The following is a 25,145-nucleotide window of genomic DNA, read 5'->3' as shown; positions in this document are numbered from 1 at the left end:
AGACCGTTTATCCACAATTCTTTGTCATTGAAAAACAGTCAGGTCAACAGGAAAGAAACAATCCGTAACCATCCTGAAGCCTGGCAGCAACATGCCACCAGCGCGCGGGCCGCTGCCTGCGGCCTTACCCCCAGCCCGAATTTACAGGTGCGCTTTCAGAACCAGCTTCGCACGCCGAAGCTGAACCTGAGCGAGCCGGTCTCGCCACGCTGGTCATGGACGATCCGCCGGGCCTGTGTCAGGTAGCCAGAATAGGTCACGGCCACATAGGGTGCGAATTTGCGCCATATTTCATAGCGTAGCCGCAACCCGGTATCGACATCGGACAGGCCGGCACCCACCTGCCGGACGGGATCGGACTTGGTATAGAGATTGAATTCCGCCTGCGGCTGAAGGATCAGCCGGTTGGTCAGCAGGAAATCGTACGATCCCTCAAGACGGGAGGCAAACCGTCCCCGATCACTGACATAGGCCGTGGCCTGAACCTCGAACTGGTAAAGGGCAAGCCCCTGCACGCCCAGCGCACCCCATGTTCGCGTCGGGCCATCGTCAATATCCGCCCGCACCCCCGTCTGCACATTGAAATAGGGCGAGACCGCACGGCTGTAGAGCAGTTCCTGATCCCCGTCATGCAGGCGACCATGTTCCAAGGTCCCTTCGGATTTGAGCCAGACCCTGTTGTAATCCGTGCCGTACCATGCCTCGCCATCCCAGCGGAAATCCGAGCCGCCGGGTGCGTAACGTCCCTCCAGTTCATCAAGGATCCCATGGAAATAGCTGGCCTGATCCATGACGGGCCGCATACCGCCCAGATAGACGACAGGCGTGGCGGAAGGGGCATCCGCCGCGCGGTAAAGCGTGCCGGACGATTGGGCGCGCGCCGCCGGTCCCATGCCGGACAGCACGAACGCCGCCAGGAAAAACGTCCGCTTCATGCCACGATAACCGTGCGGAACATGCCCAGCTCCATATGAAGCATGAGATGGCAGTGATAGGCCCACATGCCCGGTACATCGGCCGTGACCAGATAGCTCATGCGCGAGCCGGGCTGGGAAATGAGCGTATGCTTGTATGGGCGATACGCGCCCTGCCCGTTCTCCAGTTCACTCCACAGGCCATGCAGGTGAATGGGGTGTTCCATCATCGTGTCGTTGATGAGGGTAAAGCGCACCCGCTCGTCCCTGCGGAGGCGGATCGGCCCTGATTCGGAAAATTTCCGCCCGTTGAAGCCCCAGATATACCGCTCCATGTTTCCGGTCAGATGCAGGATGATCTCCCGCGTGGGCGGGCGCTGGTCCGCCCCGGGGCGAATGGCGCGAAGCTGGCGGTAGTTCAGGACACGACGGCCGTTGGCCTCCAGCCCGTCGCCGGGGCTGCCGAGACGGTCCACGGGCATTTTCGCGACATTCTGGTTTTCGACATTCAGCGGCGGCGGGCCGGGGTCATCCACCTCCATCGGCGGGTGATCCATGGAGGACATGTGGGACATATCCATGTCCTTCATGTCCATTCCCGCCATGTCATCATCCGGTTTCATGTCGGACATATCCATGCCCTTCATGCTTTCGCCCGGCTTCATGTTCCCCATGCCCATATCGACCATGGTGCGTACCGGGCGGGGATCCATGGGCGGGATGGGACCGGCCATGCCCTCGCGCGGCGCAAGCGTGCCGCGCGCATAGCCGGTGCGGTCCTCGCTCTGGGCAAAAATGCTATAGGCCCGGTTATCCATGGGCTGGACGATTACATCATAGGTTTCCGCCACCCCGATGCGGAATTCATCCACCGGCACCGGCTCGATATCATTGCCATCCGCCTGCACCACCAGCATCTCAAGGCCCGGAATTCGGACATCGAAAAAGGTCATGGAGGATCCGTTGATGAACCGCAGGCGCACCTTCTCACCGGGGCGGAACAGGCCATTCCAGTTCATGTCCGGCGCATGGCCGTTGAGCAGATAGGTGTAGATGATACCCGTGACATCAGCGATGTCGGTGGCGGCCATGCGCATGCGTGACCAGGCCAGACGGTCCCTGAGGGCGGCCATGGCGCTTCCGGCGGCACGGGCCTCACGCGGGAAAGAGGCCGCTGTACGCTGGCGGAAGACGTAATAGTCGTCCTGCATCTTGAGGTTGTTCATGATGTCCGCGGGGGAGACATCCGTCCATTCGGACAGCAGGATGACGTAATCGCGCTCACACGCATTGGGATCCGCCTGTGCAGGGTCGATCACGATGCCGCCGTAAAGCCCCTGCGCCTCCTGCATGCCGGAATGGCTGTGGTACCAGTAGGTTCCACTCTGGCGGACGGGAAAGCGGTAGGTAAATGTCTCACCGGGCTGAATTCCGGTAAAACTCAGGCCCGGCACGCCATCCATGTTCGCTGGCAGGCGGATACCGTGCCAGTGGATGGACGTGTCCTCGTCACGAAGGGTGTTGGTCACGTTGATGGTGACCGTATCCCCCTGCCGCCACCGCAGGATGGGCCCGGGAACACTCCCCCCCATACAGGCTGGGTGAAGAACCTTGTGTTCGATTTCCACGCGGTTTCGGCTGACACTCATGTTCCACAATGCACTGGACGCAGGCGGCACGGTACCGGACACAACCCGGCTGGCACGCGATGGACAGGGCAAGGCAGCCATCACGCCACCGGCCCCAAGGCCCGTGACAAAACGGCGACGTGTCAGGCCGCCCCGGATACGAGACGGTATGAACATATGAAAAATCCGGAAATAAAGCTGGCGAAAACACTATCCAACGTGGGACAGCGCGGCGCGATGCGGGGCCTGTGGCCCTTCAGCCATTCCGGAATTTTGGGGGACGCAGGGGGGGCAGCCAGTCACCCCCGACGGGACGCACCTGTTCGTGGAACCCGAACGCCTGCGTATTCACACCCGGCGGCTGGCCCAGCCGCTGGACTGGCGCGGGAGATGACAGGTCGGATGCGCAGAGATGGACATGGCAGCACGGATCCTGATGATGCGCGTGCCCCACAGGCACGACATGAGGGGACGGCGTGCAATGCGTCGGGGCCATGTCGTGACACCCCGCCATGGCGGGATGGGAGTGGGCCTGCGCCGACACAGGGAAGGCACTGATCAGCAGCCCCGCCTGCATGAGCAGGCAGGCCAGGAAACCAATCAGTATCCGGCCATGCGTCCTGACCATTCAGGGCTCCCGTGCACAGATGAACCACATCCAGACATGACGGCCATTATACCCTTTGGGGGTATGATGGAAAGTGTTTTTTCCCGGTATGGGCCGTGTCGTCAGACAACGTCGAAGCCGGTATCCTCAACCGTATTGACCAGCCGGGACACATCGACGGTATCGGGATCGTACTCCACCGTCACCTTTCCCCCCTCCAGCAGCACCTCAACCGCGGAGACACCGGGAACAGCCTCCAGCGCCGCCTTGAGTTTGCTCGAACATCCGCCACAGGACATGCCTTCAACCGTTAGGTGTGCCGTGCTTGCCATTATCATATTCCTTTTCCACCCACCTTCGCGCGCCCTGCGTGACCAGCGGCACCGGAACCGCTCAAACACCATGGAGGCCGAAAGGATGCGTCCATACCCTATATAGGTATATCATAATCCGATATCATTGCCGTGGGGATATGCAACATTTATGTACCGGATTGATGTACCGGGCCTGCCGGGTGCGTCCTGCGGTTCATCGTATCATCTTGCGTATGAGACCCAGAATTTCGTTGATCTCGGTGCTGCCCCCATCTTCCATGACCGCCTTGCGCACGCATCCACTGACATGGGTGGACAGAATCTGGATCGCCACCCCGTCCAGCGCGGATTTCACCGCCGAAATCTGGGTCAGGATATCGACACAGTAGCGATCATCCTCGACCATGTTCAGAACACCACCGACCTGCCCCTCGATCCTGCGGATACGGTTGACCAGTGCCTTCTTGTGCGGCTGCTCGACCTTTCTGGCCTCGGGCTCCGGCGTGCAATGATGACAACTGGCGGCTTCCTTCGCCGGCTGTTTCTGTCGGGGCATCCCGTTCCACCTTATCCTGCTTGGGCCATGGTACCACCGGAAGCTGTTTCAGAGAAGCGGCACGAAGTGAGGCGCGAAGTGAGGTGAAATACCCCTTTCCCCACAGCCCTGCCCCAGCATATGTGGCATTTTCGTCACAAACCTGATTTTCAGATTTCAGATGCGGGCTCTTATTGCGAAAGACTTGCAAAATCACTTGACCGCGAAAAGGTTGCCGCATAACTGATAATTAATATCAATGATACCGATTATTAATTTCATAGGTGCGTGATGCAAGCCATTAGCGGGTCCACTCTGTGTGCGCCATCGTGGAAAGACCGGCCTTTCAACAGCATGATCCGGCTTTGCTGCGGGTCGTGCATGTTGTGTTTCGGGCTGGTGCTTTCCGAAACGGGCCATGCCCAGACCCAGATTGAGGAAGACCGGGCGCGACTGGGTAATTCGACCCCCCTGCTCAATGAAACCGACCCCGCGACCTTGCGGGATTCAGAACGCGCCCAGGCCGCCAAGGAAGAACAGGAAGCTGGCGACGGCAAGCTGGACACCAGCGGCAATCTTCTGGGCGACATGGGTGGCGCGCGCCCATGGCTGTATAAACACGGCATTACTTTCGATATTCAGGAAGTGGACGAAGTCTGGGGCAATGGCACCGGCGGTTCGGCATCGGGCAATGATGGCGCGGGCGGATCGGGCACCGGCCCGTCCTATGATGGCGTGACCATGCCCACCCTGACCGTCGATACCGAGAAGCTGTTCGGGCTCAGGGGGGGCCTGTTCAATGTCAGCGCGCTCCAGACACGCGGGCGCTCGATCTCGCAGGATCATCTGGCCAATTTCAACCCCGTCAGCGGGTTCGAGGCCGATCGCTCCACCCGCCTGTTCGAGCTGTGGTACCAGCAGTCCTTCCTGAACGGAAAGCTGGATGTAAAGATCGGGCAGCAGGATCTGGATACCGAATTCCTGATCAGCGATTACGCCTCGCTTTACCTCAACGCCAATTTCGGCTGGCCCATGGCGCCTTCGGTCAACCTGTATGGCGGCGGCCCGTCATGGCCGCTGTCGTCCCCCGCCATCCGCATCCGCTACCGGCCCAGCGAGAAGTTCACCTTCATGTTCGCCGCAGCCGACGACAACCCCCCGGGCAACCGCTACAACTCCATTCCCATCCAGCAGGCCACCGGCTCCATCAGCGGCTATAATCCCGACCCGACCAGCCAGACCACCAACGATGGCAGCGGCACGCAGTTCAACATGGGCAACGGCGCGCTGCTGATCACCGAACTGCAATACGCGCTCAATCCCCAGCCCGCCGACATGACCAACACGACAAAGAACCCCGGCCTGCCGGGCATCTACAAGCTGGGCGGGTATTACGATACGGCCAAATTCCCCGATTACCGCTACAACCAGCATGGCGGCTCGCTGGGGGCCGCCACACTGGCCGCCAGCCCCACGCAGTCCGACCTGACGCCGCGCTGGGACCGGGGCAACTGGATGGTCTATGGCATCATCGACCAGATGATCTGGCGGCCCTCGCTCACTTCCCCCCGCTCGGTGGGTGTGTTCGCGCGCGCCACGGGCAATGGCGGCGACCGTAACCAGATCAGCTTCGCCATCGATGCGGGCATCAACCTCAAGGCCCCGTTCAGGGGGCGGGACAACGACACGATCGGGCTGGGCTGGGGCATCGGCCGCGCCAGTTCGGGACTGCGCCAGTTCGACCGGGACAGCCAGACGATGGTGCAGGGCAATGAAAACCACCTGGAACTGACCTATCAGGCGCAGGTGACGCCATGGATGGTGATGCAGCCGGACTTCCAGTATGTGTGGCACCCTTCAGGCGGCACGCCGGACTGGACCGGCCTGCGTCGCGTGGGGGATGAAGCGATCTTCGGCCTGCACAGCAATATTACATTCTAACCCATATATCAGTAATCATACAGTAATTCCGCTATATTCCAATATCAATCAACATGAACCAGATACTGGAATATGGCGGAAAGTAAACGACTATTCTACCGTCGTTCCTTTACAACGGGTTTTTCTTTTTTGTAAAATAACCAAGTCCAAACAGCATCAATACTGGCTAATCATGTGTGCCGTGGTCATCGAGCGGCGTAACCTGCAATTTTGTAAATTCGGCGCTACCGCCCTCGGCAAAGGCGATCACATGATCCGCATCCGCCGGGGGAAAAATCAGGTCCGTGATGACGACCGAACCTTCCAATGCCAGAACCTCGACCGAATTCCGGTCCACAATAATATGCACCGATATACTTGATGCATGCGGCATGTTGACTATGTGCTGAGCGCTGAAGCGCGGGGAGAAATCTGTCCGCCCCGAGCGGGCTCTGTCCACCGACAGGGTATGATGCTCAAAATCATAGACAATCCGCGTGCCCGTCTTCTCATCGGGCGAGGCACGCAGGATGATACCGGCTGTACGCGCGCCTTTCCCATGTATTTGCAGGTCAATATCCAGCACCTCGCCGCGTGTGCTGTCAGGCAGTATCCGCCGCTCGGCGGACAGGCGTGTCGCATTGAATGAATAGGCCCGGCGACCGGCCACCAATGCGGTGTAATGGGCATCGGGCGTAAAGCAGATCCGGGGGCGGCTGTCGATGGATTTCAATGCGAGCGTCATGGGCAGGGTCATCTGGCCTTTCCATGGTTCGGTTGGAACCGTGTTCGCGTAATCCCAGTTATTCATCCAGCCGATGGTAAGTGGCGCGCTGCCCGGCCGGTCGGAAAACAGCATGGCCGCGTAATGGTCAGCCCCGTGATCGGCCCAGTCATATAAGGAAGGATCAGATCCGTCCGGGGGCAGGTCCTCCGCATGGAATGTCCGGCCATCAAACGACCCGACAAAATAGGCGGTTCCTGATCCGCCCGCGATGCTCCACGGGTTCACGCCAACCATCATGATCCATTTCCGTCGCGACGGATCGCCATCCAGCGGCAGGCTGAACAGGGTCGGCATTTCCCACAGCATGCCGGGCCGTATGAAACCCGCCGGGCCAAAATCGCTCAGGAACGTCCAGTCGATCAGGTTGTCGGATCTGTAAAGCTTGATGACAGGCGCGTCCGCCACGACCGTTGTCATGACCCAGTATCCCCCCGGCTCATACCAGCTCACACCGGGGTCACGAAACTGCATTGAATCGGGGGAAAGTGTCAGTACCGGGTCTTTTTGATACATCCGCCATGTGGAACCGCCATCAAGGCTGTAGGCCAGGGACTGCGCCTGAATGCCCGGCCTGTGGCCGGTGCCAGCCTTGAACACGCTGGTGTAGAGCGCCACCATTGCCGGGTTTTCCGCCGTGCCCAATCCAGATGTATTATTGCGGTCGATCACGACCGATCCGGAAAAAATGTCCCTGTCATGACGGGACGCCATGGCGACTTCATGTTCGTGCCAATGCAGCAGGTCCGTACTGGTGGCATGCCCCCAGGACATATTGCCCCATTCAGCCGCCATGGGGTTGTACTGATAAAAAAGATGATAGACCCCTTTATAAAAAACAGGTCCATTCGGGTCATTCATCCAGTATTTATGCGGTGTATAATGTAATAAGGGGCGCCACTGGGGTGTTCCACCCGATTGCGCCGCATCCTGTGCGGCGTCGGCTTTCTGCGCTGCCATGCCTGATCCCGTCATCGCAGCGCAGAAAAGAGACATGCCCATCACCCATTTCTTTATCAATGACTCTACCCGATCATTTCAAGAAACATTATTGCCCCAGCGATGCAAGAGCGACAAGGGGATTGGTCACGCTGGAGTCATTGCCCGAACGCAGATCCTGAAGGAAGGCAACGACATCCACATCGGCCCGGTTCGCGGGGATATCACCATATCCGCCCAGACCATTGCGCCCATATGCAAGGTTGATCGCGGTGTTCGCGCCATTGATATTGATCTGGACCGTAGGCGAAAGCGCACCGCCACGGCGGTTTTCGACCGTATCAATAAACGATTCCACCAGGCCGCCCGGCATCACGTAATGCGAGTACGACTGGAATGCGCGCGGGTTCTGCAACGGGTTGGGGTCGAAATCGGAACCGGCCGCCTGGTTCAGGTCGGTCGGGTTGCCCAGAACAAGCCCGCTGCCCCAGTTCAGGGGCTGGAAATCACTGCGGACACCGTTGCCCACGAACCCGTAAGATCCATCCGGCCCGTCAATCCCGGCGGCAAAGGTGGTACGATGGCTTATGGTAAACAGATAGTATTTACCATCCTTTATATATATCTGCGGTCGCTCGGTCTGGTCATTGACGCAGTTGCCGGAAATAAGGGGCGGCAGAAAGCGCCATTTGCTCAATGATTTGTTCAGGGCGACCGCAAGCCCGATATTGGCTTTCTGGTAGGTCGCTCCCGAATTCAGGACATCATCAAGGTTTTCGGCATAGGGGTCGCCGGGGCGGTAGCCCAGATCGGCCGCCGTGCAGTCGCGCGCGCCACGCTCACCTGCCGTATTCCCCTCAAACACCATGAAGGTGTAACCGGGATGGGCGGGGTCCACAAACGTGAACGGATCGCGGAAGGAATAGAACTCGTTCTGCTGCCCTGTCTGGTAATAAACCCCATCAGGCTGCAACAGGGGCGTGTGGTTATTGAAACCGGTAAACCATACATGCCGCAAATCCGCATGGATGGTGCCGTTCGCTTTTGAAATAATGGCGACAGGCGGCGTAATATTTGTTCCATCCGCCGTGCGGTTGAAACCCAGCGCCGTATAGAACACGCTTACATGGTTGTCGCCCGTGCGCACCAGTCGGGTCGAACCGGACCATTCCGCGTTATTCGTCAGGGTTGTCGAGCCGAACACCTTCACACTGGACCCATCGGGGAACAGGTGGCCCCCATAGATCCACCCGCCATTGCGTGGCCGCAACGCAGCCGGAATTCCTGCCCTGCGATAGAAAAATCCGATACGGGCATGCACATGCCGGTCATCGAACGTATAGCCCGCATTGGGGTCGGCCGTCAGGGAAAAGATGACTTCCCACCCGTTATAGCTGAACTGATTGGCCTGTGCGTCAATCAGTGTCCATGTATCCCATACCCATACATCGGGGTTGGTCTGGGGGAAATTGGCGGGAATACTGGGCATTGTCAGCCGGGCTGGCAGGGAGTTGCCGCCGGTGGGGTTGGTAAGGCTGGATCGCGCCTTGATCTGGCGCGCATCGGCGCGGGTCCAGCGCGATGTAAACGTATCGAACGGGCTGTAGGCCTGTTGGGTATGGATTGTGGGCAGGGGATAGCCCGACACACCCGAACCGGCGCTCTGGGCCTTCGCCACGGGCCTGCCGCCCATCATGGTGGCGGATAACACGGCCGCCCCGAGCAGGAGCCATCGCATTTTTCGCAAGGGCTTACTGGAACGGAAAGACTGTTCTTTAACCGTAGCAGATTTTTTATTTGTAATTTCCATTTTACGTCCTCCGGCATCAAGCACGTCCTGCCTTCGGACATATGGCCGAAAGAACAGGTTCAGGGATCCAACGTTACTTTTGAGAACACACTATATTTCCCAGGATTCATTCAACATCTTCAAAATATGAAGCATTTATCGCGCTAGATGCCATTTTTCCGGAAGATGTCATCTTCCGTAGCAATGCCTGGTACATCAGTTAGCGCTCGCTGCTCGAACGGGGAGAGATCTGGCAAGTTTCTTTATTGTAAAAATATTTTTCATGAATGTATTGGCTGTATTACCGAATCAATAATCTTCCGGCCTGTTCCATTGCAGAATTCTCATGGAAGAACCATATCCCTCCCCCTGCCGTGTCGTTATGACCGCATGGCGCAGGGCGCGCGTGCCCGATATGTCGCTCACCACGACATCTATGCCCACAATGGTCTGGCTACGGGCTTCATCATCCGGGGTAAGGGTCCCGCCCGCCATGGCAAGTGCCTGCCGTACGACCGGCCCGGCAAGGGACGGCACGGGGTCCGCATCCCAGTACACGCTCAGAAAGGGCAGGATCTGCTGGGCAAGCACGGGCGTCATGCCCAGGACCAGGGCAATTTCCCCGTTTGTCTGGAACGGGGCGCCGGGTGGTCCGTAGCCCAGGCCGGCGGCGGCGTAGGCGGCGGTACTCCCGGTGGATGGCGCGCTCCCCTGCTGGAGTGGAAAGCGCCATGCGCGGATATTGGCGGCGATTTCCTGCGCCATGCGGGCCTGCGTGCCCACGGCGCGCAGCAATGCGGCCAGCAGGTCGGGGGAGGCGAGGTTCGGGTTCACCTTGCCCGCCTCACTGACAATGCGGTACTCCACCGTGACCCGACCCTGCCGCACCCGATGGATCCGCCCATCCGCGCGCCAGTGCGCGCGTGATGTATCAAGCAGGTGGAAAGCGGCCTCCCATATGCCGCCATCGGCCTGCGCCTGAAGCTGCGCATGCAGGCGTTCCACCGCCGCCATCCGCACCTGCCGCCGTCCCGACGTGACAATGGCGAAGGCGAGGAAGGACAGCATCACCATTGTCCATAAAACGATAAGTAACGCGAACCCCCCCTCCCTCTTTTCATCATGCCCGGGGCGTGCCCCGCGCATCATGGTCCAAGGCCCACGCCCCGCCTTATGCGCGCCTGCGGGTCGGCGCTGCCGCTTGAATGCATCCGGGCCAGATCCGCGGGCACGGCGGCGGCGGTGGTCAGCGTCTCGCGCATGTCCTCGGTCAGGGCCTGCGCGTCGCGCTGGTCGTGAAGGACATGGGGGGTTATCAGCACCAGCAGTTCCGTGCGCTGGTGGTTATTGCTCTGGTTGCCCGCCAGGAAACCCAGAACCGGTATGTCCTTGAACCACGGAACGCCGCTGTTGTTGCGTGAGGAGTTATCGGTAATCAGCCCCGCCAGCCCGACGGTCTGCCCGTCCTGTATGACCACGCGGGACGTGACGGAGCGGTCGTTGAATGTCGGGTTGATGGTGCTGGAGGATGTGGCGTTGACGGAACTGACCTCCTGCGAAATATCCAGCGTGACCAGCCCGCCATTATTGACCCGTGGCGTCACCTGCATGATGACCCCCGTGGGCTGGTAGGTGAACTGGTTGTAAATGGATGTGCCGATCGTGCTGGACTGCGATCCGGTCTGGATAGGTACCAGTTGCCCGACCTGCAGCCGCGCGGGCTGGTTATCCAGAACCATGATCTGGGGTGACGACAGGACCTGCACCTTGGTCACGTTCTGCAACGCATCTATGGCGAAGGGAGCCCCGCCGCCGCTCGCCCCGCCAATGATGAACCCGGGCAATGTATGGCTGAATGCGGCCGTGGCCAGCGTGCCGGTGGTGATGGTCTGGCTGTTGCCGCTGAGCACGCCGTTGATCCCCCCGGACTTGAAGAAAAACTGCGTGCCATAGCGCAATGCGTCGTTCAGTTGCACCTCCGCGATCACGGCGTCGATACGGACCTGCATGGGCAGGATGTCGATCTTGCGCAGCATGTCCTCCACCGTATCGTTTTCCTGATCGGTCCCGTAGATCAGAAGGGCATTATGCTGCTGGCTGGGGATGATCCGCATGCCGTGCTGCCTGCCGCCCCCGCCACCCGCGCTGGTGTCCAGCCCGCCCAGCAGCGGGTTCTGGTTCGCCGCCTGCCCCGTGCCTGTCGCGGGCTGCTGGGGCTGCCCCAGCAGGGATGAAGCCCCCATGCCCCCCCCCATCAGGCCACCACCGCCCGTACCCTGCCCGGTCGCGAGCCCCCCGGCGGTCAGGCCCCCTCCCATAAGCCCGCCGCCGCCCTGCCCGGGTAGCTGACCGCCCGCGCCGGGAATATTGGGTTGCGGGGGCTGGGTTGGCTGCGCCGTGACGTCATCGGGCGTGAAGGCCTGCTGGAGAACGTAGGCCGCGTCATTCGCATTGGTGTTCTGAAGGTAATAGACATGCCAGTTGCGCATGGTCGTACGGCGGGTCCGCTCGATCAGGTCGAACAGACGCCGTGCATCGTCGATATAACGGGTGGAGGCCGCAACCACCAGCACCGCATCGACACGCGCCATGGGAATGACCCGCACCTCCTGTGACAGCGCGCCGCCACGCCCGTGCAATGCTTCCTGCAAGGCGGTGGCGGCGTCCTTTGCCCCGCCGGAGGCCACGGGTATCAGGGCATAGGACTGCCCGGCCAGAATATCCACGTCAAAGGCATGGACCAGGCTCAGGATCGTATCGCGCGTGACCGGATCGCCGCTGACCAGCAGCGCATTGACACCCGCCACCGGCGTCACCCGCCCGCCCGACTGCAAAAACGGCTGAAGCGCCTTGGCCAGATCTTCCGCCCCGGCATAGCGCAGTGAAACCATGCTGCTGCCCGCCAGCGCCGCATCATCAGCCAGCCCGGCAACCCCGCCCGAGCCACCGCCAGTCGTCGCCTTGCCGCCCGATGGCAGCACGCGGTACAGGTTGTCGGTCCGGCTCAGCGTGGCCCCAACCTCCGCCAGCAGCATCTGGAGCGTGGGAAGCACCTCCGTCGGGAGAAGGGGCGCTGCCGTATGCAGCGTGACCGCGCCGGTCACCGCCGGATCGATGGTGTAGTTGACATGCAGTATGCCGCCCAGGATCTGGGCCACCACATCGCGTATGTCGGTCTCGGCAAAATCGAGCGTTATGGTCCCGCCCTGCCCCTGGGTTATGTTGCGTGCCAGGCGGGGCAGCGTATCCCTGCCATAGCTGACCTGCGCGGGCAGGGGCTGGTCGGGAGAACCCACCTTGCCATTCACGAGGGGCGCGCGCGCGCCATCGAGAAGCGTGGGTTCGGACAGCGGCTGGATTTTGGGCCGGTCACTCTGGTCACACGCGGCCAGCAGCAGGCATGAAATCACGATGCCATTAATCCTGTTCCGCATCGGGTTGAAATTTCCTGTTTTTAAAACCGGGGGATGAATCATGGATGTGGCGGGTCCGGACGGGGGGGAGCAGCGGGAAAGCGGGACTCTGGAATCACGATGTCATCATCGGAAGGCGAAGGGGCTGACGGGTCCGCCATGCTGTCCGGGCTGGTTCCACCGCCCGCATGGGCACGTTCGGGGCGCAGGCTCAGGGTTCCGGATGGCCCTTCCACCTCGACCGTCTGGACACCGATATGGCGCACCCGCCATGGGCCGGCCTGCCCGCCTTCCCCCACGGGAATGCCCCGTGCGGGTCTGGTTTGGGCGCCTGTCTTTTCCGGCGTTCCCGCCGCGGCGAAGATGGCCTTCCGGCCTGCGGGGCTTGTGATGATCCCGGCCAGGCGCAGGGCCTGTTCGCCTTGCGCCGCATCGGCGGAAAGACGGCGGGACGGACTGAACAGCGGGCGCGCGAGAATGGTCGCAACCCAGTCGGCCTGCCGCCGCCCGGCCAATGCGCTCCCGCCGCGCAAGGGGGCGGGAATGGTGGATGGCGCATGGATGGGGGGCGCCCCGCCGCCCGGCCCAGAAAGTTCAGCCCCGATGATACAGACCAGCACCCCCCCACACAGCGCAAGCGGAACGACCCCTTCCGCCACCCGTCGCCGCAGCGGGACAGGCGGCATCACGGCGCGACCTGGGGCTGCGGGGCGTCGTGCTGGTCCCCGCGCCGGAAGGCAAGGACCGTCATCGCGGCCTGAAGCATCGGGCTGCCGCCCGCATTGCCTTCGGCCCCGCGTAATTGCAGGTCGTCCACAAGCAGGATGGGAGAAGCCTGTTCCACCGCATCCAGAAGATGAATGAGCGCCGGGAACGACGTAACCGTTGCGATGCTTACGCCAATGCGCCGGTAACGGCCCATGGAAACCGCGCCCAGCGTCTCCACGCTGGACAGGGAGGTTCCCTGTTCCGCCGCCATCTGCTGCACCTTTTCCTGCAACGCGGCGGCGGCGACGGTATCGTTCGCACCTTCGAGCAGGAATGCGGGAACGGGTGGCGCACTGGCCGCCTGCCTGCGCAGGGCAGGCAGGGCGGCGGCGCGCGCCGCCATATGCGCGACAAGGGCGCTCTTGGCGTTCAATGCCTCCGCCCGGGTCTGGTACCAGCCCCATAGCGGCATGACCACGACGTTCCATAACAGGAGAAGGAAAACCAGCCCCAGCCCGACGGCCAGTACCCGGCCCTTCCGCCCCTCCGGCAAGGCAGCCTGCGCCGCCAGCCCTGTTGGAAAGAGCGTCATCACCGCGCGGTTATTCCGGCCCGTATGGCGAACTGGCTGCTCTCGCTGCCTTCGGTGCGCGTGACGGGGGCGGCGAATGACGGGGTGGCGAATAACGGATTGGCGCTCATGGCCTGAATGACGCGCGTGCTGACGGGGGAGCGACCGCTGACAAGAAGCTGCCCCTGCCGGAGTGTCAGGTCGGTCAGGTAGGTTCCATCGGGCAGCGCATCGGTCAGGGCCGCCAGCACCGCCAGCGGATCCCCCAGGCGCTGGCCTTCCGCGCGAACCATCGCGCGGCCCGAAGCCCCGCCGGTCAATTTCTGCTGTATCCGTTCCGCTGCATCGGCAGCGGGGCGCAGGGCCGCCATCTGCCGGTCCAACCGGGCATTCTCCCGTGCCTGCCGTGCAAAGGGCAGCACCAGCGCCACCACCGCAAGCGCCACGCAGGCCGCAAGCATGGCGGTACGCAACCGCCCCCCACCCGGTTGCCGCCGGGTTAGCGGCAGGCGCAGGCGCGTGCTGTCGGGGCGGGGAATTTCAATGGCCGCCGGAACGATACCGGCTGCGCGCAGGATATCGGGCAGGCCGCGCAACGCCGCAAGCGGCACGAGCGAAAGGCGCACATGGATACGCCCCGCCGTGGCATCGCGCCGCAGCACCGTCCAGCCGAACACCACATCGGTCGCGGCAAATGGCGTCAGCCGATCCATTTCATATGACAGGATGCTTTCAAGCGATCTTTCCGCCGGCAGGGGAAACGTCACCTCCCGCTCCAGCAATGCATCATTGCCGGGATAAAGAATGGCGTCGTTCATGCCATGCACGCTCACCATCTCCTTCATGGCGTCATGAAGGACTGCTGCGGTCTGCGTAAATACCCACGCGCCATCCGGTTTTTCTGCCCTGCCATGTAAATAGGAAGTCCGGAAAATATTTTCCTGTTCATTACTTTTATGAATAATCACGCCATCGGAACGGTATTCGACCTGATACCCCCCTGCTGCCCCTTCCGCGCGGCGAAAGCGGATGGGAAGAAGATCGCTTATCTGCCTTACCCACCAGCCTAAAATATCGCGCGCGTTCATGATGCGGGAACTCGCAGGGAATGAAGGAGTTCCTGTTCCTGCCGCAATTATCCTGAAATGATGTGAAATGAAGACAGTGCGCCACGGAGTACGATCCGCCGCCCCTATGGTGCGGTGCCAACCGTAACGAACAGCCGTGCGGCGGATTGCTGAACCTGCAACTGATAGGCCCGGTTCAGGGCCGGAGTATTGGAATGATAGTTGCCGATAGCCTCAAGCAGTACTCCATGCGCCCTGTCCAGATGCGCCCGCATGATCGCCCCGGCGGCGGCGATATTATAGCATGCCTCATCCCGCAGGCGCCTGTACACGGTTTCAGCCGAATGGTGCGTATAACGCGCCAGCGGTTCCAGCCACACGGTATTGACCTGCATGACGCCAAGGTCGCGACTGCCGTTCGTATTCATGTGTTCCAGGCCCGGATACCCCCCTTCCACCGCCTGGATGGCGGGCAGGACGCGCGGCGGCAGATGGTACAGTGTCGCGACAAGCGCCATGCAACCCAGATAGGGAACACCCATGATGCCTCCGGTGGGGGGGATAATCGCGCGTTGCCCGATATTCCTTGCGGCGGAAGTAAAAGTCGAGGTTTTATTTCGACCTCACGGCAATATCGTCCATCTCCCGCCCCGCGCCTGCCTGACGCCGGTTTTACCCTGATCGAGCTTCTTGTCGTCATTGCCATTCTGGGCCTTCTGATCGGGCTGGTCGCACCTGCGGCCCTGCGCCAGCTTGGCGGTGCGCGCACATCCATCGCGCGGCAGTCAATCGAGCGGATCGGGCAGGTCCTTGACCTGTACAAGCTGGATGTCGGGTCCTACCCCTCAACCGATGAGGGGCTGCAGGCACTGGTTACACGCCCGCCCGATACCGAAACGTGGAACGGACCTTATGTAAAGGACGGGCGCGCGCCGCTCGACCCATGGAACCACCCCTATATTTACCGCAACCCGTCGGAACGGGCCGGACATGACTACGACCTGTGTTCCACAGGCCCCGGCGGGCGAAGCGACGGGACCGACCATCAGATCTGCAATCCGTAGGACGCCCGGCATGATGGATGAAATGTTGCTGCTGCCCCTGCTGGTCGCGCCTTTCATGGGTTCGTTCGCTGGCGTACTGATCATGCGGCTGCCCCAGCGGCGGCCCGTCCTGCACGGGCGTTCGGCCTGCGATTCCTGTAATGTCACACTGGGGCCGCATGAACTGCTGCCCCTGCTCAGTTACGGCATGCAGCGGGGCCGGTGCCGGACCTGCCAGGCCCCGATCGGCTTCTTTCATACCGCCGTGGAACTGGGCGCGCTCATGGTGGCGGTGGCTGTCATCGGCCTGCGGGGCCATACGCCATTGCCTCCCGATATGACGCGCCTGTGGGCCGGGTGCATTCTGGGCTGGACGCTGCTGGCGCTGGGCTGGATCGACCTGCGCACCCTGCGCCTGCCCGATGCGCTGACACTGCCACTGGTTCCGGGCGGACTGCTGGTATGCGAACTGGTGGAGCCCGCGGCACTGGTGGACCATGCGCTGGCGGCCGTGATGGGTTACGCGGGTTTCCGGCTGGTGGCATGGGCCTATCGCAGCCTGCGGGGATATGACGGGCTGGGTCAGGGAGATGCGAAACTTCTGGCCGCCGCTGGCGCGTGGATCGGATCCGCGCAGTTGCCCGTGCTGGTTGCGGGGGCCGCCATCGTGACACTGCTGGCCGCTGGCGTCACCTACCTGATCGCGCCATCCGCCGCAGGTGCCGCACGCACGCTGCGCATTCCCTTCGGCCCGGGGCTGGGTGTGGTGCTGTGGGTCCTGTACCTGCTGGATTCCGGCCCATGGGCCCCATCATGAGCGCGCCGCATCCCGCCAGCATGACGGAGGGCAGCCTTGTCGTCCCGCTGGTGGAGGAACGCCTGCTACACCTGTTGCATGAAACCGGGCGGTGCGATGCGCGCACACTGGAACGCGGGCGGCGGGCGGCAGAGGAAATGGGCGGGCGGGCGGACATCGCCCTGCTTCGCCTCGGCCTTGTCTCCGAACGCGCACTGGCTGAAGCCTATGCCGCGTTACTTGGCATCCCGCTGGTCACGCCCGACCAGTTTCCCGCCACGCCGGTACTGCCCGACCGGCTGCCGATGCGCTTCCTGCGCGATACCCACGCCCTGCCGCTGGCCTGTACGGATACGACCCTTACACTTGCCCTTACCGACCCACTGGACCCCTTTATCCGGGCCGCCATGACAGCGGCCACGGGCCTTGCGGTCAATATGGCGGTTGCCGTTCCGGTTGAAATCGAGGCCGCCTTCGACCGCCTCTACCCCGATACGGAGCCGACGGCGGAACCGGATCGCGCTAGCGCGCTGGAGGAGGACGCGGAACGGCTGCGGGACATGGCGTCCGAAGCGCCGGTTATCCGCCTGGTCAACCAGATCATTTTCCGCGCGGTCGAAAGCCGGGCCTCGGACATCCATCTCGAACCCTTTGAGGACCGGCTGCGCATCCGCTACCGCAATGACGGCCTGTTGCAGGAAGCGGAAAGCCCCGCCGCCCAACTGACGGCGGCGATCATCTCGCGCATCAAGATCATGGCGCGGCTGGATATTGCCGAACGCCGCCTGCCACAGGATGGACGCATCCGCCTGCCCGTGCGGGGGCAGGAGGTGGATTTTCGCGTCTCGACCCTCCCTTCCCTGCATGGGGAAACGGTGGTGCTGCGCGTGCTGGACCGCTCGGCTGTCACGTTCGACTACACCGCGCTCGGGCTTGCCCCCGGCGTGATCGCAGCGCTGACGAAAACCCTCCGGCTTCCCAACGGCATCGTCCTTGTCACCGGTCCCACGGGATCGGGCAAGACGACAACACTCTATTCCGCCCTGCTGACACTCAATACGGTCGATCGTAACGTCGTGACGGTTGAAGACCCCATTGAATTCCAGTTGGCCGGGATCAACCAAGTGCAGGTCAAGCCCCAGATCGGGCTGAATTTCGCAACCCTTCTGCGCGCCATCCTGCGTCAGGATCCGGATATCGTGATGGTGGGCGAAATCCGTGACCTTGAAACCGCACAGATTTCGGTGCAGGCGGCGTTGACGGGGCATCTGGTCCTGTCCACCCTGCATACGAACTCGGCGGCCGCGGCCATCGTGCGGCTGCGGGACATGGGGGTGGAAGACTACCTGCTGACAGCCGTGCTGCGCGGTGTGATGGCGCAGCGCCTGGTGCGCCGCCTGTGCCTGCACTGCCGGGTGGCGCATCCCGCGCCGGGGGAACTGATCACGCGGTTCGGGCTGGAAGAACGCACGGCCCTGCGCCCCATCATGCTGTACCACCCGGTGGGGTGCCCCCATTGCCGGGCCACCGGGTATGCCGGGCGGCTTGCCATTGCCGAATTCCTGACCCCGGATGAGGAGATCACCCGGCTGGTCTTCGCCCATGCCGACCATGCCGCCATTGAGCGCGCGGCAACCGATGCCGGTATGGTCCCGATGTTCGACGCCGGGCTTGAGGCGGTGCTGGCGGGCCACACAACGATCGAGGAAGTCACCCGCAGCATCCGGTCGGATGGCGCGTAATGGCGCAGGCGCCCTCCGCAGCGGTGTTTTACTTTACGGCCATCACGCCCGCGGGCCAGACCATACACGGCACCGTCAGCGCCACTAGCCAGAACGAGGCCATTGCCTGGATACGCGATCAGGGCAACCTGCCCGTCCGTGCCGAGGCCGGGGGCGGGCATGACAGGTGGCGGGCGCGTTTTTTGGCGCTGATGGCCCACCTGCCTTTGCGCGGCCGTGACCTGCGGCGTACGGATGTGACGTATCTTACGCGCGAGCTGTCCGTCATGCTGGCTGCCGGTCAGGATCTGGACCGGGCCATGCGTTTTCTGGTCGAAACCGCGCCGAACCGGCGCGTCAGGACCGTTATGGACAGTGTGCGCGCCGCCCTGCGCGACGGGCGCAGCCTGCATGCGGCACTCCTTCATCACCCCGGCAGTTTCCCGCCCCTGTATGCCGGGCTGGTGCGGGCGGCGGAAGCGGGGGGGAGCCTGCCCGCCACACTGGACCATCTGGCGGGCATGATGGAACGTGAGCGCGGTCTGGTCGCGACCATCCAGTCCGCCATGATCTATCCCGCCATGCTGATGCTGGCCGCCATTGGCTCGGTCGTGCTGCTGCTGACGCAGGTGCTGCCCCAGTTCGTGCCCCTGTTTGCCGAAAACAATGCAACCCTGCCGCGTTCGACCCGAATGCTGATCGCGATGGGTGACTGGCTGGAACATGACGGCGCGGTGCTGCTGGCCGGGGCGCTGTGCATGGTCCTGCTGGCCCGGTTCCTTCTCAAGCGGCGGGGGCCACGCTTATGGGCGGACCGGATGTGGCTGCGGCTGCCGGTTATGGGAACGCTGGCGCGGGAGATCACGGCCGCCCATTTTACCCGTACGCTCGGCACGCTGCTGATGAATGGCGTGCCCCTGCTGGCCGCTCTGGCGATCGCGCATGACGTGATCGGCAATCGCGCCGTCCGGCAGGCCGTGGGGCGCGCGACCGATACCGCGCGCAATGGCGGCGTGCTTTCCCTGACATTGGCTGAAAGCGGCCTGTTTCCGGCGCGTACCGTCCATCTGCTACGTCTGGGGGAGGACACGGCGCAGCTTGGCCCGCTGGCCCTGCGGGCCGCGACCATTCATGAAGAACAGGTTCGCCTGCGCCTGCAACGGCTGGTTGCATTGCTGGTGCCGCTTATCACCATCCTCATGGGGGCCATGATCGCGGGCATCGTATCGTCGCTCCTGCTCGCCATGCTTGGACTGAACGATCTTGCGCAGCAATAGAGCAGCCCGATCGGGCGGATTTACCCTGCTGGAAATGATCATTGTCCTTATGGTGATCGGGTTGGCGACCTCACTCATCCTCGTACGTGGCCCGCTGCACTCTTCCGCGCTGGACCTGCGGGTCGCGGCGGAAATGGTCGCCGCCACCCTGCGTGAAGGGCGAACGGGCGCGACCACCACGGAACGGGCCGTTGTGTTCACCGCCTTCCCCACAGGGCAGTATGGCCTGAACGGTCACGCGCGCCCCGCCCTGCCGGCGGGCATAACCATTGCCGCCCCGGCCAGAACCATTTTCTACCCCGATGGCAGCACATCCGGCGGCAGGGTCGTGCTGGGGTCCACGGCAGGGCGGATCGCGATTGCCGTGGATGCGCTGACCGGCCATGTCACCACGCGGCAGATCACCCCATGACGGCCCGACGACGCGATTCAGGCTTCACGTTGCTGGAGGTCATGGTGGCCTTCGCCATCGCTGGCCTGTCCCTTACCGCCGTGTGGCAAAGCGGGGTGGACGGGTGGCGCGCGACGCGCGTGGCCGAACGGTCCATGGAGGCCCTGTCCCGCGCGCAGTCCCATCTGGCCGTGGTCGGGCATGGCCTTGCCATAAGGCCCCTGTCGCAAGGGGAGGAAGATGGCGGCGGCTTTTACTGGCAGTTGCGCATAACCCCCACCCAGAGCAACGGGCGTATGACGCTCTATGCCATCGAAATTACGGAATCGTGGTCCGCGACGGCAGGGGAAGGAAAGGATGACGATGCGCCCGACCGCCGCGCGCTCACCTTGCGCACCGCACGGATCGGGGCGACGGCGGGACCGGCGCCATGACCGGGCCCTCCCCCGAGCATTCCGGCCCCACTGGCGGTTTTACGCTGCTGGAACTGCTGGTGGCGCTGGTGGTGTTCGGCATCCTGCTGGCTGGCCTGACACAGGGGACACGCTCGGGCCTGAGCCTGTTCCAGCGCCAGCAGGCCGTACTGTCCAGCAGCGGCCAACTGGCGCAAACCGATCAGTTGCTGCGTCACCTTATCGAAGAAGCGGAACCCGGCAGCCAGGACGATACGCGCACCCTGACAGGCACGGCGCATGCCCTCGCCCTGCGTGGCCATGTGCCCGCGGGCATCGCGCCCTCCCCCCTGGAGCGCCTGTCCGACCTGCGGCTTTCACTGGAGGGGAACGATCTGGTCCTGACATGGCTTGTACACCGGCACGCCATCGCGCTTACCCCGCGCCCGCCGCCCCGGCAGGCCGTTCTCATGCCGAAGGTGTCGCGGATGGAAATCAGCTACTTTGCCCGTGGGCAGTGGCAGGCATCATGGGGCGAGGACCAGTTGCCCGATCTCGTGCGCATTCGCATCTTCCCGGCCGATGGCCATGACAGGCACTGGCCGGATATCGTCATTTCGCCCATGCGTTCCCGCCATGACTGAAAACGGCTGTTCCACCCGGGTTTGAAGGCCGATGGTTTTTCACCCTGTGCGGGCATCCCGTGCCCTTTTCATGCGTTAGCCAGTGCGACCCGGACCGTAAGCCGACATCACGGTTATCATGACGGGCGCAATATCCGCATGGTCCAGATTGTTCCCCTTTGGGGAGCCGATCCATTTCACCACCATTACCGTCATACCCGTCCACGCGACGGACGGAGTGGCCAGCACTCTCACGTCCCCCATCACCCGGAGCGGAGCATCACGAATGCCGACAGGCCCGCAGTTTCACGATCGCTACCGCACGATTGATGAGCCCCGCATCCTTGACGCCCTCATGCTTCTGGGCTGGGCCTTTTTCGAACCAACGGATACCATCCGCGCTACGGCGCGCCAGGCGCTTGGGGACTGGGTAAAGGGCGGCTTGGGCGTACGCATGACTGCACAGGGCACGCGCCTGTTCGACCCGGTCGAGGTTGTGTACCACCTGAAAAACGCCGGGCGCATGGGGCAGGACGGTTTCTGGGCCGCCCATTACGTTACAACCAGCCGTCGGCTGGTGGAGGATCTGCGCGCCCGGCCACCGGGCAGGCTGGACGTGACCCTGCGCCGCCGCTTCTGCCTGCGCGGGGCCACGCAGGGCCGGACCCTGCGCCTGCGCATGCCCCTGCCACTGGCCAGCCGCTGTAGCGAACTTGATATCCACCCCCTGCCTGCATCGGAGGGCGAAACCTGCACACTGGCCGATGGCAGGCTGGAGCTTCAACTCCGCGCCACGGACAGGGCGCAGGCATGGCTTGGCGCACGGGTCGGCTTTGTTCCACGGCCGGTCGTAATGGAGGACAGCCCCCCGGATCCCGCGCTTTACCTGAAACCGGCGGAAGGACTGATACGCATTACCGACCCGGTTGCGGCACTGTCCCGGCATCTGGCCGGAACGCAGCCACCCGCGGGTGCGGTGCGCGCGTTCTGGGATTTCATTCTCGATAACTTTCTGGCCGGTCCGGTGCATTATGACCAGATTCCCGCCAATGCACCGCTGGACTGGGTTCTGGCCAGCGGGTGCTGCGACTGCCATCTGGCATCGGCGTTTCTTGTGGCCCTGTGCCGGGCGCGGGGGATTCCGGCGCGGCTGGTCAGCGGCAATTTTCTGTATCCCCGCTCACCCACCATGCATTACTGGGCCGAAATCCACATGGACGAACGTGGCTGGCTTCCCTTTGACTTCATGAGCTGGGATCTCTCACGCGGGGGGCAGGACGTGAACTGGCGCGACTATTTTTACGGTCGGGTCGATGCCCGTCTCATCAGCCAGTGCCTGCCCCGTGCCTGTACCGGCCCGATTGGCATACCCATCCCCCCGGGCTGGCGCGTTCTGCAGACCACCGAAGGCCGGGCCGTGAAGATCGACCTGGTGGATCTGGACGGGCATTCCCTGCACACGGATTACGTTACCGTCGAAACGGAAAACAGGGTGGAAAAAGAAACAATAAGATATATGGCAAAAACATAATACAAATATTACTGATTGTATTTTGCCCTGCAACATTCCCGCATACATCGCGTTGCCAGTATTTGTAACCCACTTCATAAATACAGGTGAGAATACAATGCTGTACGAATTCAGGCTTACGGAAATCGTGCCCCAGATGTCGGGCGCAACGATCGAATGCGTTTACGCCACCATGGGCGACAGGCTGCGCGCGGGCGCCAAACTGCTGGATCTGAGCGTGGATCTGAGCAGCGCCTTCGCACAGGAATGCCCGCCGGTTTCCTATTACCGGCTGGTGCTGCGCGAAGCAGTCTATCTGCGCCAGATGGACGCCACACCCGGACAGCACCATGCACTGGGCACACAGATCGCCCTGTTCAGCACGGACCCGGACGAGACGCTGGATGGACCGGTGGCGCGTCAGGTGCGCTGCACCGTGGCCGGGATCATCCACCATGAAGCCATGTGGAGCGGAGGATGCCTGGCATGAACATGAACGCCATTCCCCTGCGCTTCGGCCCACTGAAGGCCGACAGTTACAACATCGTACGCTCCGGCGTGCGCTGGCTGGTGGAAGATGGCCAGCCCTGCCGCGCCAACCAGCCCATCGGGTATTGCAACATAAGCCTCGAACCCAGCGGCGCGCGCTTGAGTTCCGCCCCCACCTTCGCCGAGGAGCAGGACATTCAGGTCGTCTTCGCCCCGCGCGTGGCCGGGCGGCTTGCCATCCAGCCGGAAATGGCGCGTGGCGGCTATCTCAACACCCGCGCCATCGATGCATGGGATCCCGATACCGTGGCCGCCCGGATCACACCGGACACCCCGCCCGACATGCCCGACGCCGGGCGGCTGCGCCTGATGGTCGTGGCGGGACGCCGGATGACACGGCTGGCCGATGTGCATACGGGCCTGCTTTCGGGCTGGTACAGCCGCAGCCGGGGATGGTGGTGCGAGGATAACGAACTGCCGATGACATTACTGAGCATGGGCGTGTGTGACGCCACGGGTGTGATCCTGGGTGAAAAATGCGGCTTCCTTGACATGTTCGAGGCCGCGCGGGCGGCAACGCAATGCGTGTTCGTGCCCGATCACCCCCTGGCCCCGTGCGCGCCGATCCTGCTGGAACAGCTCGAACGCACGCCAGCGCAGTTCAACGCCATTGCGGAGGACCTGCGCCAGTTCCTCGGCCGCCCCGGCAGTCACCCCACGGCGGAGGACTGGATATTCGCGGGCACGCTGCTTTCGGTATTGCGCCATACCCCCCTGAAGGACCGGCTCGATATTTTCTCGGATACGGGAACGCACCGGCTGCCGCCCGCCAATGCCGTGCTGATGTCGCTGAATGTGGAACCACAATCCATCCTGCGCCATCGTACGCTTGGCTATCATGTCCATATCATGCGCCACCATCTGGCGGGCGCGGGGCCAGCAATCCGGGCATGGCTGTCCGGCGCGTTCGAACCCGTGCGGCGGACGCTCGATGTCATCCGGCGCGATTATGAAAGGCTGATCGACACGCTGGCGCGCACGACGGGCGGGCGTATCCTGATCCTGAACCGGATGTCCACATCCGGCTATGAAGACATATCGAACTATTCCGCGTTCGATGCCCCCATGAGCGCTACGCTGTCGAACATCGCGGCCAAGGAACAGAACCTGATGCTGCACGACATAAGCGAAACGCGCGGCCTTGCCGTTATTGATGTCGATGCGCTGGGAGCTGAACTGGGCGGCGGGCTGCACCTGCCTGATGGGATCCATCAGAGCGGTCGCATGCAGATGGAACTGCGCCACGAAATCCTGCATGCCCTGTCGGACCTGCGGCCCACGCGGGCGGCGGCGCGGGCACCCGCCAGCGCCGCCGGGTAGGCGCGGTTCAGATCACCGCGAAATCAACGGGAATATCCGCAACGGGCGCCCTGCCTTCGGGCAGGGCCTCGTCCGCCGTGTCGGTAAACAGGGCCAGGCGCAGGCCGATCCCCAGCCAGTCCCCCGGTTGGGCGTCGATCACGCGCAGGACGCCCGGCTGGCCGGCGCGTACTTCCACGACGGCCTTGTGCGTTTCCAGTTCGACAATCAGGTCGCCGGTCTCAAATGCCGTGCCGGGTTCACCGTGCCATTCCAGAATCCGGATTTCCTCAACGCCAGGGACCGCGGCAGGAACCGACAACTGATAGATCATGTCTTTCTCCAAATATCAGGG

At 62.7% G+C, this 25,145-nt stretch carries 24 protein-coding genes and 1 pseudogene; 11 read left to right on the top strand and 14 right to left on the bottom strand.

Annotated elements, in window-relative coordinates:
* Positions 1-155 precede the first annotated feature (155 nt).
* From LDL28_RS01680 to LDL28_RS01660, 5 genes are all read right to left on the bottom strand, one after another.
* Positions 156-893, bottom strand: a complete 738-nt coding sequence (locus LDL28_RS01680; RefSeq protein WP_233059149.1) for a copper resistance protein B — start codon at positions 891-893, stop codon at positions 156-158.
* A 38-nt stretch (positions 894-931) separates the two neighbouring features.
* Positions 932-2,719, bottom strand: a complete 1,788-nt coding sequence (locus LDL28_RS01675) for a copper resistance system multicopper oxidase (RefSeq protein WP_233056917.1) — start codon at positions 2,717-2,719, stop codon at positions 932-934.
* Between the two features lie 79 nt (positions 2,720-2,798).
* A complete protein-coding gene (locus LDL28_RS01670; RefSeq protein WP_233056916.1) occupies positions 2,799-3,170 on the bottom strand; it encodes a hypothetical protein in 372 nt (123 codons plus the stop codon).
* A gap of 101 nt (positions 3,171-3,271) precedes the next feature.
* Complete coding sequence (locus tag LDL28_RS01665) at positions 3,272-3,481, bottom strand: heavy-metal-associated domain-containing protein (RefSeq protein WP_233056915.1); 210 nt, start codon at positions 3,479-3,481, stop codon at positions 3,272-3,274.
* A gap of 196 nt (positions 3,482-3,677) precedes the next feature.
* Positions 3,678-4,019, bottom strand: coding sequence for a metal-sensitive transcriptional regulator (locus LDL28_RS01660; protein ID WP_233056914.1), 342 nt, complete (start codon positions 4,017-4,019; stop codon positions 3,678-3,680).
* Positions 4,020-4,379: 360 nt separating this feature from the next.
* Between LDL28_RS01660 and LDL28_RS01655 the strand changes: the two genes are divergently transcribed.
* Complete coding sequence (locus tag LDL28_RS01655) at positions 4,380-5,939, top strand: carbohydrate porin (RefSeq protein ID WP_233059148.1); 1,560 nt, start codon at positions 4,380-4,382, stop codon at positions 5,937-5,939.
* Between the two features lie 166 nt (positions 5,940-6,105).
* Here the strand turns inward: LDL28_RS01655 and LDL28_RS01650 are convergent, their stop codons facing one another.
* The 8 genes and pseudogenes from LDL28_RS01650 to LDL28_RS01615 form a co-directional block, all read right to left on the bottom strand.
* Positions 6,106-7,662 carry a glycoside hydrolase family 32 protein gene (locus tag LDL28_RS01650; protein WP_233056913.1) on the bottom strand — a complete coding sequence of 519 codons (1,557 nt, stop codon included), beginning with the start codon at positions 7,660-7,662 and terminating at the stop codon, positions 6,106-6,108.
* Between the two features lie 88 nt (positions 7,663-7,750).
* A pseudogene (locus LDL28_RS01645) lies at positions 7,751-9,337 on the bottom strand (glycoside hydrolase family 68 protein); the annotation flags it as partial.
* Positions 9,338-9,739: 402 nt separating this feature from the next.
* Positions 9,740-10,498, bottom strand: coding sequence for a type II secretion system protein GspK (locus LDL28_RS01640; RefSeq protein ID WP_233056912.1), 759 nt, complete (start codon positions 10,496-10,498; stop codon positions 9,740-9,742).
* Between the two features lie 77 nt (positions 10,499-10,575).
* Positions 10,576-12,864, bottom strand: coding sequence for a type II secretion system secretin GspD (gene gspD / locus LDL28_RS01635; RefSeq protein ID WP_233056911.1), 2,289 nt, complete (start codon positions 12,862-12,864; stop codon positions 10,576-10,578).
* A gap of 38 nt (positions 12,865-12,902) precedes the next feature.
* Entirely contained in the window at positions 12,903-13,532 is a 630-nt protein-coding gene (locus LDL28_RS01630; protein ID WP_233056910.1) for a hypothetical protein, read from the bottom strand.
* A complete protein-coding gene (gene gspM / locus LDL28_RS01625) occupies positions 13,529-14,143 on the bottom strand; it encodes a type II secretion system protein GspM (RefSeq protein ID WP_233059147.1) in 615 nt (204 codons plus the stop codon). Before gspM ends, LDL28_RS01630 begins: the two co-directional genes overlap by 4 nt.
* Positions 14,143-14,967 (bottom strand): PilN domain-containing protein, encoded by an 825-nt coding sequence (locus LDL28_RS01620; RefSeq protein WP_233056909.1) that lies wholly within the window; start codon positions 14,965-14,967, stop codon positions 14,143-14,145. Before LDL28_RS01620 ends, gspM begins: the two co-directional genes overlap by 1 nt.
* Before the next feature lie 347 nt (positions 14,968-15,314).
* The gene (locus LDL28_RS01615) at positions 15,315-15,731 is read right to left on the bottom strand and encodes a lytic transglycosylase domain-containing protein (RefSeq protein ID WP_233056908.1); all 417 of its coding nucleotides are present in this window, start codon (positions 15,729-15,731) and stop codon (positions 15,315-15,317) included.
* A 114-nt stretch (positions 15,732-15,845) separates the two neighbouring features.
* On the opposite strand from LDL28_RS01615, the gene gspG reads away from it, so the two are divergent.
* From gspG to LDL28_RS01565, 10 genes are all read left to right on the top strand, one after another.
* Complete coding sequence (gene gspG, locus LDL28_RS01610; protein WP_233059146.1) at positions 15,846-16,253, top strand: type II secretion system major pseudopilin GspG; 408 nt, start codon at positions 15,846-15,848, stop codon at positions 16,251-16,253.
* 10 nt (positions 16,254-16,263) lie between these two features.
* Positions 16,264-17,049, top strand: a complete 786-nt coding sequence (locus LDL28_RS01605; protein ID WP_233056907.1) for an A24 family peptidase — start codon at positions 16,264-16,266, stop codon at positions 17,047-17,049.
* Positions 17,034-18,770: a GspE/PulE family protein gene (locus LDL28_RS01600; RefSeq protein ID WP_233056906.1), complete on the top strand. Its 1,737-nt coding sequence runs from the start codon at positions 17,034-17,036 to the stop codon at positions 18,768-18,770. Before LDL28_RS01605 ends, LDL28_RS01600 begins: the two co-directional genes overlap by 16 nt.
* Positions 18,770-20,026 (top strand): type II secretion system F family protein, encoded by a 1,257-nt coding sequence (locus LDL28_RS01595; protein WP_233056905.1) that lies wholly within the window; start codon positions 18,770-18,772, stop codon positions 20,024-20,026. The genes LDL28_RS01600 and LDL28_RS01595 overlap by 1 nt, the downstream gene beginning before the upstream one ends.
* The gene (locus LDL28_RS01590; protein WP_233056904.1) at positions 20,013-20,438 is read left to right on the top strand and encodes a prepilin-type N-terminal cleavage/methylation domain-containing protein; all 426 of its coding nucleotides are present in this window, start codon (positions 20,013-20,015) and stop codon (positions 20,436-20,438) included. Before LDL28_RS01595 ends, LDL28_RS01590 begins: the two co-directional genes overlap by 14 nt.
* Complete coding sequence (locus LDL28_RS01585; RefSeq protein WP_233056903.1) at positions 20,435-20,851, top strand: type II secretion system protein J; 417 nt, start codon at positions 20,435-20,437, stop codon at positions 20,849-20,851. The genes LDL28_RS01590 and LDL28_RS01585 overlap by 4 nt, the downstream gene beginning before the upstream one ends.
* Entirely contained in the window at positions 20,848-21,453 is a 606-nt protein-coding gene (locus LDL28_RS01580; RefSeq protein WP_233056902.1) for a prepilin-type N-terminal cleavage/methylation domain-containing protein, read from the top strand. The genes LDL28_RS01585 and LDL28_RS01580 overlap by 4 nt, the downstream gene beginning before the upstream one ends.
* A gap of 265 nt (positions 21,454-21,718) precedes the next feature.
* Positions 21,719-22,963, top strand: a complete 1,245-nt coding sequence (locus LDL28_RS01575) for a transglutaminase-like domain-containing protein (RefSeq protein ID WP_233056901.1) — start codon at positions 21,719-21,721, stop codon at positions 22,961-22,963.
* A 97-nt stretch (positions 22,964-23,060) separates the two neighbouring features.
* Positions 23,061-23,432 (top strand): hypothetical protein, encoded by a 372-nt coding sequence (locus tag LDL28_RS01570; RefSeq protein ID WP_233056900.1) that lies wholly within the window; start codon positions 23,061-23,063, stop codon positions 23,430-23,432.
* Positions 23,429-24,811: a hypothetical protein gene (locus tag LDL28_RS01565; RefSeq protein WP_233056899.1), complete on the top strand. Its 1,383-nt coding sequence runs from the start codon at positions 23,429-23,431 to the stop codon at positions 24,809-24,811. Before LDL28_RS01570 ends, LDL28_RS01565 begins: the two co-directional genes overlap by 4 nt.
* A 7-nt stretch (positions 24,812-24,818) precedes the next feature.
* On the opposite strand, the gene LDL28_RS01560 is transcribed toward LDL28_RS01565, so the two are convergent.
* A complete protein-coding gene (locus LDL28_RS01560; protein ID WP_233056898.1) occupies positions 24,819-25,124 on the bottom strand; it encodes a lipoyl domain-containing protein in 306 nt (101 codons plus the stop codon).
* Between the last annotated feature and the right edge of the window lie 21 nt (positions 25,125-25,145).

This window comes from Komagataeibacter sp. FNDCR2 (assembly GCF_021295395.1).
GTDB lineage: Bacteria > Pseudomonadota > Alphaproteobacteria > Acetobacterales > Acetobacteraceae > Komagataeibacter.
Note: the sequence above shows the minus strand (reverse complement) of the source record. Positions and strands in the feature narration are given on the sequence as shown.

Excerpts from the sequence above, each read along its gene's own strand:
- LDL28_RS01680 (WP_233059149.1), bottom strand. The coding sequence starts at position 893 with ATGGGACCGGCGGCGCGCGCCCAATCGTCCGGCACGCTTTACCGCGCG.
- LDL28_RS01675 (WP_233056917.1), bottom strand. The coding sequence starts at position 2,719 with ATGTTCATACCGTCTCGTATCCGGGGCGGCCTGACACGTCGCCGTTTT.
- LDL28_RS01670 (WP_233056916.1), bottom strand. The coding sequence starts at position 3,170 with ATGGTCAGGACGCATGGCCGGATACTGATTGGTTTCCTGGCCTGCCTG.
- LDL28_RS01665 (WP_233056915.1), bottom strand. The coding sequence starts at position 3,481 with ATGGCAAGCACGGCACACCTAACGGTTGAAGGCATGTCCTGTGGCGGA.
- LDL28_RS01660 (WP_233056914.1), bottom strand. The coding sequence starts at position 4,019 with ATGCCCCGACAGAAACAGCCGGCGAAGGAAGCCGCCAGTTGTCATCAT.
- LDL28_RS01655 (WP_233059148.1), top strand. The coding sequence starts at position 4,380 with ATGTTGTGTTTCGGGCTGGTGCTTTCCGAAACGGGCCATGCCCAGACC.
- LDL28_RS01650 (WP_233056913.1), bottom strand. The coding sequence starts at position 7,662 with ATGGCAGCGCAGAAAGCCGACGCCGCACAGGATGCGGCGCAATCGGGT.
- LDL28_RS01640 (WP_233056912.1), bottom strand. The coding sequence starts at position 10,498 with ATGCTGTCCTTCCTCGCCTTCGCCATTGTCACGTCGGGACGGCGGCAG.
- gspD (WP_233056911.1), bottom strand. The coding sequence starts at position 12,864 with ATGCGGAACAGGATTAATGGCATCGTGATTTCATGCCTGCTGCTGGCC.
- gspM (WP_233059147.1), bottom strand. The coding sequence starts at position 14,143 with ATGACGCTCTTTCCAACAGGGCTGGCGGCGCAGGCTGCCTTGCCGGAG.
- LDL28_RS01620 (WP_233056909.1), bottom strand. The coding sequence starts at position 14,967 with ATGAAGGAGATGGTGAGCGTGCATGGCATGAACGACGCCATTCTTTAT.
- LDL28_RS01615 (WP_233056908.1), bottom strand. The coding sequence starts at position 15,731 with ATGGGTGTTCCCTATCTGGGTTGCATGGCGCTTGTCGCGACACTGTAC.
- LDL28_RS01605 (WP_233056907.1), top strand. The coding sequence starts at position 16,264 with ATGATGGATGAAATGTTGCTGCTGCCCCTGCTGGTCGCGCCTTTCATG.
- LDL28_RS01600 (WP_233056906.1), top strand. The coding sequence starts at position 17,034 with ATGGGCCCCATCATGAGCGCGCCGCATCCCGCCAGCATGACGGAGGGC.
- LDL28_RS01595 (WP_233056905.1), top strand. The coding sequence starts at position 18,770 with ATGGCGCAGGCGCCCTCCGCAGCGGTGTTTTACTTTACGGCCATCACG.
- LDL28_RS01585 (WP_233056903.1), top strand. The coding sequence starts at position 20,435 with ATGACGGCCCGACGACGCGATTCAGGCTTCACGTTGCTGGAGGTCATG.
- LDL28_RS01580 (WP_233056902.1), top strand. The coding sequence starts at position 20,848 with ATGACCGGGCCCTCCCCCGAGCATTCCGGCCCCACTGGCGGTTTTACG.
- LDL28_RS01575 (WP_233056901.1), top strand. The coding sequence starts at position 21,719 with ATGCCGACAGGCCCGCAGTTTCACGATCGCTACCGCACGATTGATGAG.
- LDL28_RS01570 (WP_233056900.1), top strand. The coding sequence starts at position 23,061 with ATGCTGTACGAATTCAGGCTTACGGAAATCGTGCCCCAGATGTCGGGC.
- LDL28_RS01565 (WP_233056899.1), top strand. The coding sequence starts at position 23,429 with ATGAACATGAACGCCATTCCCCTGCGCTTCGGCCCACTGAAGGCCGAC.
- LDL28_RS01560 (WP_233056898.1), bottom strand. The coding sequence starts at position 25,124 with ATGATCTATCAGTTGTCGGTTCCTGCCGCGGTCCCTGGCGTTGAGGAA.